This window comes from Streptomyces melanogenes (assembly GCF_014649795.1).
Classification (GTDB): Bacteria; Actinomycetota; Actinomycetes; order Streptomycetales; family Streptomycetaceae; genus Streptomyces; species Streptomyces noboritoensis.
On sequence record NZ_BMTS01000023.1, the window covers coordinates 24,950 to 38,349 of the forward strand.

Consider the following 13,400-nt stretch of genomic DNA (forward strand, 5'->3'; position numbering starts at 1 on the left):
ACGTGGTGGTGGCCACCAACGTGCTGCACGCCACCGCGGACATCGCGCTGACCCTGCGCAACGTGAAGGCGGCCATGCGGCGGGGCGGGCTGCTCTTCATGAACGAGATGAGCCGCAACACGCTCCTGGCGCATCTGACGTTCGGCCTGGTCGACGGCTGGTGGCTGTACCGGGACGCGGACCTGCGCATCCCGGGCAGCCCGGTGCTCACGCCCGAGAGCTGGGTGGACGTACTGCGGGCCGAGGGCTTCCACAAGGTGGGGCAGCCGGACGCCGGGGCGCATGTCCTGGGCCAGCAGGTGACCGTCGCCGAGAACGGCGGCGCTGCGCCGGTCCGTACGGACGAGTCGCACGCGGACGCCCTCCCGGCGGTCACTGCCGCTGTCCCCGACCTCGGCCTGCGGGCGCGCACCCTCGCCTACTTCGAGCAACTCCTGCGGGATGCCCTGCGCCTGACGGACGATCAGCTCGATCCGGGCCGGAACCTGCACGACTACGGTCTCGACTCCATCCTGGTCTCCGGCATGAACAACGCGGTCGCGCGGGACTTCGAGGACGTGCCCAGCACGCTCTTCTTCGAGTTGCGGACGCTCGACGAGCTGACCGACCACTTCCTGGACACCCGCCGCCCGGAGCTGCTCAGGCTCTTCGGCGCTCGCCCGGCGCAGGCCCAGCCGCCGTCCACCGACCTCGCGGAGCGCGCCGTCGCGTACGTCACCGCGCTGGTCGCCGACACGCTGCGGATGGCGCCCGGGGACCTCACCCCCGACGCCGACCTCTTCGACCTCGGTCTCGACTCGATCCTTGTCATCCAGCTGAACAACGCGCTCGGCCGCGACTTCGACGAGCTCAGCAGTACGCTGTTCTTCGACTGCCCGACGGTCCGCGAGGTCGCCGGGTACTTCACCGGGGCGCACCCCGTGCGGCTGGCCGAGGTGCTGGGCGCCCAGGAGCCGCCGCACACCGCCGCCCCGGTCGAGGAAGCGGCTCCGGCCGTGCCCCCGGTCCAGGCGCCCGTGGCCGTGCCCGCTCCCCGCCTCCGCGACATCGCCATCGTCGGCCTCGGCGGCCGCTATCCCCGGGCCGCCGACCCCGCCGCGTTGTGGGAGAACGTGCGCCACGGCCTCGACTGCACCACCGAGTACCCCGAGGACCGCTGGTGGCTGCGTTGGGAGGAGGACGGCAGGGAGCGCCCGAAGGGCGGGTTCCTGGCGGACGTCGCCGCCTTCGACGCCGAGTACTTCGGCATCCCGGACGACGAGGCCGCCGCCATGGACCCCCAGGAGCGGCTGTTCATCGAGACGGTCCACAGCGCCCTCCAGGACGCCGGATACACGGCCGACGCGCTCAACCGGCAGGGCAGGGTCGGGGTGTTCGCGGGCGCCATGAACGCCACGTACAACGGGCGCACCGCCCACTCCTCGATCGCCAACCGCACCTCGTACCTCTTCGACTTCCAGGGTCCGAGCATCGCCCTCGACACGGCGTGCTCGTCGTCGCTCACGGCGATCCACCTCGCCCTGGAGAGCCTGTACAGCGGCGACAACGACTGCGCGGTCGCCGGTGGCGTCAACCTGCTCCTGAACGCCGACCACTTCGACGTGCTCGCCGAGCACGGGCTGCTGTCCGCCGGTGACCGGTGCCGGCCGTTCTCCGAGCACGCGGACGGCTTCCTCGCCGCCGAGGGCGTGGGCGCCGTCGTGCTCAGGCCGCTGGAGGACGCGCTGGCCAACGGCGACCACGTCTACGCGGTCATCAAGGGCAGCGCGGTGAACGCGGGCGGCCGGACCAGCCGGTACAGCATGCCCAGCCTCACGGCCCAGCGCGACGTCGTCGCCCGCGCCCTGGAGAAGGCGGGCGTCGAGCCCGCCACCGTCAGTTACGTGGAGGCGCACGGCACGGCGACCGCGCTCGGCGACTCCATCGAGATCTCCGCGCTCAGCCGCGCGTTCGGCACCGCACGCGCGGGCCAGTACTGCGCGGTCGGCTCGCTTAAGTCCAACCTCGGCCACGCCGAGAGCGCGTCCGGCATCGCCGGTCTCACCAAGGTCCTGATGCAGCTCAAGCACGGACAGCTCGCGCCGTCGATCAACGCCGAGGAGCTGAACGGCGGGATCGTCTTCAAGCGGACGCCGTTCGCGGTGCAGCGCGAGCTCGCGCCGTGGACCCCGGCCGACGCCGACGGGCGGCCGCTGCCGAGGCGCGCCGGGATCTCCTGCTTCGGCGCGGGCGGCTCCAACGCACATCTGATCATCGAGGAACACTCTGGAGGCGGCGACGTGGCCCCGGCGCTTGCGCATCTGACCGACGAGCCCTGCCTGGTTGCGCTCTCCGCCCGGACCCCCGACCAGCTGCGTGAGGTGGCGGGGCGGCTGGCGGACTTCGTCAGCGACACCGACCGTGCGGTGCCGCTGCGCGACCTCGCGTACACCTTGCAGGTGGGGCGCGACGAGCTGCCGGTGCGGCTGGCCCTCGTCGTACGGTCGGTGCCGGAACTCTCCGCTCGGCTGGCGGCGTTCCTCGGCGCGGGCGCGCCGGGCGCCGAGTACGCCGACCTGACCGGCCGTGAGGCCGGACGACGGACGCCGGCGACCGTCGGCGACCCCCGCGAGGCGGCCCGACAGTGGCTGTCCGGGACGGCCCTGGTGTGGGAGGCGCTGTACGGCGGGGCGCCGCTGCCCCGGCGCGTCAGCCTGCCCACGTACCCGTTCGCCGGGAAGACGCACTGGTACGGGGAGCGGCTCGCCGCGGCTCCGACGGCAGCGGCCCGGTCCGTCGCGCCCGCGTCCGCACCCCGACCCACCGGCGACGGAGGCGTCCGCGAGATGCTCCTGGACGCCGTCGCCGCACAGCTGGACGTGGACCCCGCCGAGGTCCGCACCGATGTGGACTTCCCCGCCCTCGGCCTCACCTCGATGGGGCTGGTGCGGCTGGCCAAGGAGATCCAGCGCGATCTCGACCCGGGGTTCGAGTCCGCGCTGCTCTTCGAGCACGCCACGGTCGACGAGCTGGCGGCCCACCTCACCGGGCAGGGAGTCGCCGCGTCGCCGCAGCCGGTGGCGCCCGCCGTGCGTCACCCGCTCTCCGAGGGGCAGCAGGGGCTGTGGACGCTGCAGAAGGCGTCCCCGGAGTCCGGTGCGTACAACGTGCCGCTCTGCTTCAAGGCCACCGGCCTGGACGTCGGCGCCCTGCGGGCCGCCTTCGCCCGGGTCCGGGCCCGCCACCAGGTGCTCGGCGCGGCCGTCGAGGTCGCGGGGGGCAGCCTCCTGCTGGCCCAGCAGCAGCACGGGCAGCCGGTGGTGACGGAGCATCAGCTCTCCGTGGCCGACGCGAGCGAGGCGGTCACGCTGATCCGCGCGCACGCCAAGAAGCCGTTCGACCTGGAACGCGGCCCGCTGTGCCGACTCGACGTCTTCCACGGCCCGGGCGCCGTGGCCTGGGTGCTCCTCAACACCCACCACCTCGTCCTCGACGGAGCCTCCGCCGTGCTGCTGGTCAAGGACCTGCTTGCGGAGTACACGGCTCTCGCCGAGGGCCGGATCGCGGGCGCGCCGCAGCCCAGCGCCCCCTACCAGGAGTTCGTGGCCGCCGAGGCCGAGGCGCTGGGGGAGGCCGGGGCCGACGAGCGGCTGGCGTACTGGCGCGAGCGGCTCTCCCAGCCGCTGCCCGCGGTGGCCCTGCCCGCCGACCGGCCGCGCTCCACCGCCTCCGGCGCCGGGGCCACGGTGACCCGGCGCCTTTCGGCCGGACTCGGCGCGCGCATCGCGGAGTTCGCCCGCGGCCGGCGCGTCTACGCGTCCGCCGCCTACCTCGCCGCGTTCAAGGTCCTGCTGCGCCAGTACACCCAGCAGGACGACGTGATCGTGGGCATGCCGGTGAGCACCCGGCCCGCGACCGGCTTCGCGCGCACGGTGGGCCACTTCGTCGACATGCTGCCGGTCCGCAGCCGCGTCAGCGGCGCGGCGCGCTTCGCCGACCTGTGCAAGGACGTCCAGAAGAACCTGGTCAACGGCCTCGCCCGGCAGTACCCGTTCACGGCCCTGGTGCGCCAGCTCGGTCTGTCGGCGGGCGACGGCGGCGCGCCGGTCTTCCGGTACGCGTTCATGTACCAGGACTGGCACGAGGACATCACCGCCGGTGCCCCCGCCTTCTCCTACGTCGAGGGCATCCACCAGGAGGGCGAGTACGAGCTCGTCCTGGAGGTCGTCGAGCCCGCCGGGCCCGACGGCTCCTGGATGGTCAACTGGAAGTTCGACACCGCCCTGTTCGACGCAGCGACGGCCGAGCAGCTGCTGCGCCAGTACGTCCACCTCCTGGAGACGATCCCGGCCGATCCGGAGCGGCTCGTCGACGCGTGCTCGCTGCTCTCGCCCGAGGAGCGCCACACCCTCGCCGTCGAGTGGAACGCCACCGAGGCCGCCCACCCCGAGCTTCCCGTGCACGAGCTGTTCGCCGAGCAGGCGGCCCGCACTCCGGACGCGCTCGCGGTCGTCGCGGGGCAGGACTCCCTCACGTACGCGGAGCTCGACGAGCGCTCCGGCCGTCTGGCGAGCCATCTGGCGGACCTCGGTGTCGGCCCCGGCAGCCTGGTCGCGGTGTACCTGGAGCGCTCGCCCGAGCTGCTGATCGCGCTCCTGGCGACGCTGAAGTCGGGCGGCGCCTACATCCCGCTCGACCCCGACTACCCGCAGGACCGGCTCGCCCACATCCTCGGCGACGCCCGCCCCCAGGCCGTCCTCACCCACAGCGCGCTGCGCACCCGGCTGCGCGAGCTCGCCGACGTGCCCAGCACGGTCCTGATGGACCGGCCGTGGCCCACCGGCGCCCCGGTCGGCGCCCGCGCCACCGCCGACGACCTCGCGTACGTCATCTACACCTCGGGCAGCACCGGCGACCCCAAGGGGGTGATGGTGCCGCACGGCGCCCTCACCAACTTCCTCTGCTCGATGGCGGACCGGCCGGGCCTGCGGGCCGACGACCGGCTGCTCGCGGTGACCACCCACAGCTTCGACATCGCCGCCCTGGAGCTCTACCTCCCGCTGATCGTCGGGGCGCGCGTCCACCTTTGCGACGCCGACACCGCGCGCGATCCGGGCCGGCTCACGGCGCTGCTGGGCGCGGTGCGGCCCACGGTGATGCAGGCGACCCCGTCGACCTGGACGATGCTGCTGCACTCGGGCTGGACCAACGAGGAGCGCGTGCGCGTGCTGTGCGGCGGCGAGGCGCTGCCGGAGACCCTGCGCGAGCGGCTGACCGCGCTCGACTGCGAGGCGTGGAACCTGTTCGGGCCGACCGAGACGACCATCTGGTCCACGGCCGGGCGGATCGAGGCGGACGGCCGCATCACCATCGGCACGCCCATCGACAACACCCGGATCTATATCCTGGACGGCCTGGGCCGGCTCGCGCCCGCCGGTGTTCCCGGTGAGCTGTGCATCGCGGGCGCCGGGCTCGCCCGGGGCTATCTGAACAAGCCGGAGCTGACGGCCGAGCGCTTCCCCGAGAACCCGTTCGAGCCCGGCACCCGCATGTACCGCACCGGCGATCTGGCGCGCCGCCTGAGCGACGGCCGGATCGAGTGCCTGGGCCGCATCGACGCCCAGGTGAAGATCCGCGGCTTCCGGGTCGAGCTCGGCGAGATCGAGCACGTCCTCGCCGCTCATCCGGCCGTGCGCGAGTGCGTCGTGGTGGCCCGTACGCGTGCGGACGGCAGGCAGCTGGTGGCGTACTACGTGCCGGCGGCGGGCCCGGTGGCGGCCGAGGAGCTGACCCGGCACCTGGCCCGGAAGGTCCCGCCGTACATGGTCCCGTCGTTCGTCCTGCCCATCGACGCGCTGCCGTGCACCCCCAATGGCAAGGTCGACCGCAAGACCCTGGAGGAGCGTCCGGTGGCGCTGGCCCACACCCGCGCGGACGCGCCCCGGCCCGTCGAGGCGGCACCCGGCTCCCCGCTGCCGCACGAGGGCGATGTGCTCGCCCTGTGGCGCGAGGTGCTCGGCGTCGACGACCTCGGCCCGACGGACGCGTTCCTGGACGCGGGCGGCAGCTCGGTGCTTGCTGCCGTGCTCGCCGACCGGGCCGCCAAGCGGTACGGGGTGCCGTTCACGGCCGCCGAGACCTTCAAGTGCGTCAACGCGCGCGGGATGAGCGAGCACCTGCGGGCGAGCGCCGGCACCGGGGCGCGTGCCGAGGCGCAGAGCGTGCCGCCCGCACCGGCCCCCGCCGCGCCTCCCACCGGCAGCGTCGCCGTCATCGGCATCTCCTGCCGGCTGCCCGGCGCCGAGGACCACCACGCGTTCTGGCGCAACCTGCTCGCGGGCGAGGAGAGCGTCGAGCTCTGCTCCACCGACGAACTGCGCGAGCTGGGCGTCGACGAGAGCCTGATCGCGCACCCCGACTACGTTCCGGTGCGCGCGAGCATGCGCGGCAAGGGCCTGTTCGACGCGGACTTCTTCCAGGTCTCGCCGCGCGACGCGGAGCTGATGGACCCTCAGCTGCGGCTGCTGCTCCAGCACTCCTGGAAGGCCGTCGAGGACGCCGGACGGCTGCCCGGTGACATCACCGACAGCGCGGTCTACATGTCGACCAGCAACGCCCTCTACCAGGCACCGCTGGCGGCCCGGAACGCGCGGCGCGACTCCGAGTCGCTGGTGGGCTTCCTCCAGGCCCAGCCCGGCACCATCCCGACCACCGTCTCGCACAAGCTGGGCCTGACCGGCCCGAGCCTGTACGTGCACAGCAACTGCTCGTCCTCGCTGGCCGGGCTGACCCTCGCCGTCCAGGGCATCCAGTCCGGCCAGACCCGCCACGCGCTGGTCGGCGGCGCCGGAATGTACGGCGAGAACGCCGTCGGCTACCTCTTCGAAGAGGGCATGACCCTCTCGTCCGACGGCCACTGCAAGCCGTTCGACGCCGAGGCGAGCGGAATGATCGGCGGCGAGGGCGTCGTCGTGGTCCTGCTCAAGGACGCCGAGTCCGCCGTCCGCGACGGCGACCACATCTACGCGCTGCTGCGCGGCGCCGGGATGAACAACGACGGCGACCGCAAGGCCGGTTACTACGCCCCGAGCGTGGCCGGGCAGGCCGAGCTGGTCTCAGCGGTCCTGGACCGCGCCGGAGTGCACCCCGAGAGCATCGGCTACCTGGAGGCGCACGGCACCGGCACGCGGCTCGGCGACCCCATCGAGGTCATGGCCGTGTCGGAGGCCTACCGCCGCCGCACCGACCGCACCGGCTTCTGCGGCATCGGCTCCGTCAAGTCCAACCTCGGCCACCTGGACGCGGCGGCCGGGCTCGCCGGTCTCGTCAAGACCGCCCTGGTCGTCAGCGACCGGCGGATCCCGCCGACCGTCAACCACCGCGCGCCCAACCCGCAGATCGACTTCGCGGCCTCGCCGTTCTACGTGGTGGACCGGCTCGTCGAGCTCGCCCCCTCGGCCGAGCCGATGCGCGCGGCCGTCAGCTCGTTCGGCATCGGCGGCACCAACGTCCACGCCGTTCTGGAGGAGCCGCCCGCGCGCGGGGCCGAGGACGCCGTCCTGGCCGGTCCGCACCTGGTGCCGCTGTCGGCGCGCGGGCCGCGGAACCTGCGCCGGTACGCGCAGGACCTGGCCCACCGGCTGGCCGAACTGGAGGAGACGGGCCCGAGCGCCCGCCGCCTCGCCGACGTCGCCTTCACCCTCCAGGTGGGCCGCACCCAGCAGAGCGAACGCGTGGCGTTCGTGGTGCACGACGTGCGCGAACTCATCGACGCCCTGGGTGAGTTCGCCTCCGGTGGGGAGCAGCGGATGTACGGCGCCGACGGCGTCCTGGCACACACCGCCCGGCAGTGGGTGGACGGTGGCGAGGCGCACTGGCCGCACACCGACGCGGCGCACCCCGCGCGCCGGATCAGCCTGCCCACGTACCCGTTCACCGAGGAGTACTTCTGGCTGCGCCGCGAGGAGGCCGCCGCGCCGGAACCCGCCTCGGCCGAGGTGTCCCGCGAGGAAAGCGACGGCTCGCCGGACCTGGAGTTCTTCGAGGAGCGCTGGGTGCCGACGGCCGCCGCCCCCGTCCCCGACGCTCCCGCGTCCGAGGCGCAGGTCGTGCTGTGCTTCCTCGACGGGGCTGGGGACCGCGCCGCCTACGAGCGGTCCCTGCGCGAGCGCGCGCCCGGTGCCGAACCGGTCTTCGTCGGCGCCGGCTCCCCGTATCCCGTGGACCGCGACGACGAGCGCAGCTGGAAGCGGGCGCTCGGTGCGGTCGCGGCCGAATACGGGCGCGTCGACGCGATCCACTACCTCTGGCCGTCCGGGCACCGTGAGGCCGGTCCGGGTGAACAGGCGCCCCTGCTGCGCGAGCTGCGCGACGTCGCCTCGCTGATCCGGGCGGTGGTCGCCGCCCGCCTGGACGTGCCGCACCTGCTCGTGGCCGGGCACTTCCGCGACGCCGTGGAGCAGGCCGCCCTCGACGCCCTGATCGGGTACGAGCGCTCGCTCGCCGAGGTGCTGCCGGACACCGCCCTGCGCGTGGTCCTGCACGAGGGGGCGATCGACGCCTCCCAGTGGGCCGCGCTGCTCTTCGCCGAGCAGCGTCGGCCGGACCCGGTGAGCGTGCTGTACCGGGCGGACGGTGTGCGCCGGACCTGCCGGGTCGAGCGCGTCGCGACCCCGGCCCGGCCCACCCGGAGCGTCCTGCGCGACGGCGGCACGTATGTGCTGACCGGTGCCTTCGGCGGCCTCGGCCGCCGCCTGGCCGAATACCTGGCGCGCGAGTACCGCGCCCACCTCGTCCTGCTCGGCCGCTCGGAGATCAGCGCGGCCGACGAGGCCTGGGCCGAGGGGCTGCGGCGCTCCGGCAGCCGGGTCGTCTGCCGCCGGTCCGATGTGAGCGACCCGGCCGCGCTGGCGGGGCTGCGGGCGGGACTGCCCGAGGAGCTGCGCGCCTTCGACGGCGTCCTGCACCTCGCGGGCGCGGCCGAGCCGGTCGCACTTCCGGCGAAGACCGCCGCCTCCATCGGTGCGGTGCTCGGCGCGAAGGCGCACGGCACGCTCGCCCTGGAGCGCGCCCTCGGCCTCGACACCGAACGCCCCGGCTTCGTCTGCCACTTCTCCTCCACCGCCGCCGTCCTCGGCGACTTCGGCAGCGGCGACTACGCGGTGGCCAACCGCTTCCAGGCGGCCTACGCGCGCGCCCTCGCCGAGCGGCCCACGCGACACCGGACGCTCGCCATCCAGTGGCCGCTGTGGGAGGAGGGCGGTATGGGCGCGTCCGCGCAGCGGACCGCCGACCCGGAGTTCATCGACGCCTACCTCCGCTCCAGCGGCCGACGGGCGCTGGAGACGACGGCGGGGCTCGACGCGTTCGAGCGCCTGCTGGCGGCCGACCTCGCAGCACCAATGGTGCTGCGGCCCACCGCGCAGGCGTCGGCACCCGTCGCCGACCCGGCAGGACCGGCCGCGCGGCCGGCGCCCGCCGAGCGCACCCAGGTGCCGAAGACCGGTGAACTGACGTCCGCGGTACGGGAAGTGGTCCAGCACGTCCTCAAGGCGGAGGCGCACCGGATCGACGACCGCAGCAACTTCATCGACCTCGGCTTCGACTCCATCCGCCTCACCCAGCTCGCCCACCAGCTCTCCGACCGCGTCGGGGTGCGGCTCCTGCCCACCGTCCTCTTCGACCACCCGTCGATCGAACGACTGGTGGAGCACCTGGCAGGAGAGGACGTCCGGATGGCGGCGGAGGCTCCGGCGGTGACCGCCGATCCCGTGGCGGCCGCCGAGCCTGTCGTGGTGGCCGGGCCCGCCGTCGGGGACGAGCCCGTCGCCATCATCGGCATGAGCGGGATCTTCCCGGGCTGCCGCTCGGTGGACGAGTTCTGGGACGCGCTCGCCGACGGCAAGGACATGGTCCGTGAGCTGCCGCCCGTACGGTTCGGCGCCTCGGTACCGGCGGGGCCGGACGGCGAGCGCTACCGGTGGATGGGGAGCATCGACTGGGCGGACGAGTTCGACGCCCCCTTCTTCGAGATCGCGCCCAAGGAGGCCAGAACGATCGACCCGCGCCAGCGCCACCTCCTCCAGGAGTCCTGGAAGGCGCTGGAGGACGCGGCGCTCGGCGCCGAGGAGCTCAAAGGCAAGCGCGTCGGCGTGTTCGTCGGCGTGGAACAGGGCGACTACCAGTTCCTGGTGAAGGACGGCGGCAACGTCACCTCCAACCACGACGGCGTCCTGGCCGCCCGGCTCTCGTACTTCCTCGACCTCAAGGGCCCCGTCCTCGCCGTCAACACCTCCTGCTCCTCGGGCCTGGTGGCCCTGCACCAGGCCTGTCTGAGCCTGCGGCAGAAGGAGTGCGATATCGCGGTGGTGGCGGCCGCCAACTTCGTGCTCACCCCGCAGTCGCTGGACGCGATGAGCCGGGCGGGCATGCTGTCCGCGGCGGGCCGGTGCTTCACCTTCGACCAGCGCGCCGACGGCATGGTGCCCGGCGAGGCGGTCACGGCCCTGGTGCTGCGGCCGCTCGCCGCCGCCGAGGCGAACGGCGACCCGGTGCACAGCCTGATCGCCGCGAGCGGCCTCAACTACGACGGCCGTACCAACGGCATCACCGCACCGGCCGGAGAGTCCCAGCGCGAGCTGCTGTCCTCGGTCTACGAGCGCGGCGGCATCGACCCGAGGGACCTCGGCCACATCGTCACCCACGGCACCGGGACCAAGCTCGGCGACCCGGTCGAGGTCAACGCCCTGCGCGCGGCCTTCCGTACGGACGCGGGCGTCACCGAGCGCGGGTTCTGCGCGCTGACCTCGACCAAGACCAACTTCGGCCACACCTTCGCGGCGTCCGGCCTGGTCGGTCTGATGAGCCTGTCCGAGTCGGTGCGCCGGGGCGTCATCCCGGCGAGCCTGCACTGCGAGCAGGACAACGAGTACATCGACTGGAGCGACAGCCCCTTCTACGTCAACAAGGCGACGAAGGAGTGGGCGACCCCGACGGGTGCGCCCAGGACGGGCGCGGTGAGCGCCTTCAGCATGAGCGGGACGAACGCGCACGTCGTGGTACGGGAGTACGTGCCCGCCGCCGCGGCACCCGCCGCCGAGTCCGGTGCGGTGGGGCAGCTGCTGCCGCTGTCCGCCAAGACCGAGGCGGCGCTCGCCCAGCTCGTGGACCGGCTGCTCGACCTGATCGCCGACGGCGAGCTGCGCGACGCCGACCTGCCCGCCCTGGCCCGCACGCTCGGCGACGGCCGTCACCACTTCCGGCACCGCTGTGCCGTCGTGGCCGACACCGTCGACGAGGCGGCCGCGCTGTGGCGCGGCTGGCGCGACGGCTCGGCCGGGGCGGGGTGCTTCGCGGGAACCGTCGCGCGCGACTTCCCGGCGCGGTCGGCTGACGGCACGGACGCCGTGCGGATGACCGCACCCGGCGCCGGCCTGGACGCCACCGAGCGCCGCCGGGCGCTGTCCGCGCTCGCCGAGCGCTATGTGCGCGGCCACGACCTGCCGTCCCCGGACGCGGAGTCGGCCGCCCGCCGCCCGGCGCGCCTGCGGCTTCCCACGTACCCCTTCGCACGGAACCGGTACTGGGTGCGGGAGGAGACGCCGGTGGTCGCGGAGGGCGTGGCTCCGGCCCCGGATCGGCCCGCTGCCCCGGCTCCGGCCGCGCCTGCCGTCCAGGCCTCGGCTCCGGCCGGGCCCGCCGCGCCGGAGAAGCCCGTCGTGCTGGCCGACCTGGCCGGCTTCCCGCACCGGCTCCCCGAGCCCGTCGAGGCGCGGCCGCACACCGTGACGCTGGCCCCGCTGCCCGCGCCCGCGCGTCCGGTCACGCGGGAGCACGACATCCTGGAGGACCTGAAGTCGGCGGCCAACATCGACTTCGGCGGCATGGTGGCGACCCTCAACCGGACCGGTGTGATGGTCGAGCACCTCATCCCGTACTCCTCCGAGTTCGCCGAGTACGCGGGCGAGTGCGGCGGCGAGGTCCTCGACCTCGGCTGTGCCTACGGCATCGCCAGCATCGCGGCGCTGGAGCGCGGCGCGCGGGTGGTCGCGCTCGACATGGAGAAGAAGCACCTCGACATCCTGGGACAGCGCGTCAACGACGATGCCCGCACCCGCCTGACACTGCGTCAGGGCGTGCTGCCGGACGTCGACTTCGAGGACGGACGGTTCACCGCCGTGCACGCCAGCCGCGTCATGCACTTCCTCACGCCCGAGGGCGTCGGGGTGACCCTGCGCAAGATGTTCCGCTGGCTGGAACCGGGCGGAAAGGTCTTCCTGAGCACCGACTCGCCCTACTTCGGTTACTGGGCCTCCAAGGCCGCCGACTACGAGGCGCGCAGGCGGGCGGGCGACCCGTGGCCCGGCTACATCGCGGACGTGGCGGCCCACTTCGAGGCGGCCCACGTCGTCGGCGGGCCGAGCCTGATCAACGCCCTCGACCCCGAGGTCTTCCGGCGGGAGTGCGAGGCGGCCGGGTTCGTGGTCGAGCGGGCCGGGTACTTCGGCGCGGTCGGCGTGGACCGGGGTTCGTACGGGGCGCCGGGCCCCGACATGGAGCACGTCGGCATCATCGCGCGCAAGCCGCACACCACCGACACCGCCGAGGCGGCTCCGGCCGCCGTCGTGCCGCGCGACGAGAGTGCCCGCGTCGGCGACATCGCCTACAGGGTGCTCGGCACCGGCACCACGGCCCTGGTCCTCATCCACGGCCTGGGCTGCGACATGACGTACTGGGAGGAGCAGGCCCAGTACTTCGCCGACCGGTACACCGTCGTCACCCTCGACCTCGCGGGCCACGGCGGCTCCGGCCGCGACCGGCGGCACTGGACCGTCGAGGCCTACGCGCGGGACGTGGCCGACGTCGTCGCCCGGGTCGGCGCCGAGCACGTGGTCCTGGCCGGCCACTCGCTCGGCGGGCCGGTCATGCTGGCGGCCGAACCGCTCCTCGGGGGACGTGTGCGGGGCATGGTCGGCGTGGACACGCTCCACACCTTCGACCCGCAGCCGCTCAGCGCCAAGCAACTGGACCGGTTCGTGCAGAGCTTCGTCGACGCGCCGGTACGGGCCGAGGAACTCTTCCTGAACACGCGCCGGGCGGACCTCGTCGCCCTGGTGGAGCGCACCCGCGCGCACGTCGGCGAGACGATCGTCTCGGCGTCCTTCCGCGAGATGCTCAGCTACCTCCAGCGGCTGCCCAAGCGGTTCGGGGCGCCCGTGACCCTGGTCAACTCGACGTCGTGGATGCCTACGGACACGGCCTCGGCCGCGAAGTACGGCGTGGACGTCGAGTTCGTGGACGGCGTCGGGCACTTCGTGATGCTGGAGGCGCCCGAAGTGTTGAACGCCTCTCTCGAACGCCTGGTCAAGGGGTTCGTCGGCGGCCGCGGAGCGAACGGGGCCACTGAGCGATGAACCGGGAAA

Annotated in this window: 1 protein-coding gene (cut by a window edge); it reads left to right on the forward strand. The window is 73.7% G+C overall.

Annotation, left to right across the window (positions count from 1 at the left end; translation table 11 throughout):
• On the forward strand, positions 1-13,391 hold the 3' portion of the coding sequence (locus IE252_RS34700) for a non-ribosomal peptide synthetase (RefSeq protein WP_190093447.1). It extends 8,230 nt beyond the left edge of the window; the window shows 13,391 of its 21,621 coding nt (coding positions 8,231-21,621); the start codon falls outside the window, past its left edge; its stop codon occupies positions 13,389-13,391.
• Positions 13,392-13,400: the final 9 nt, after the last annotated feature.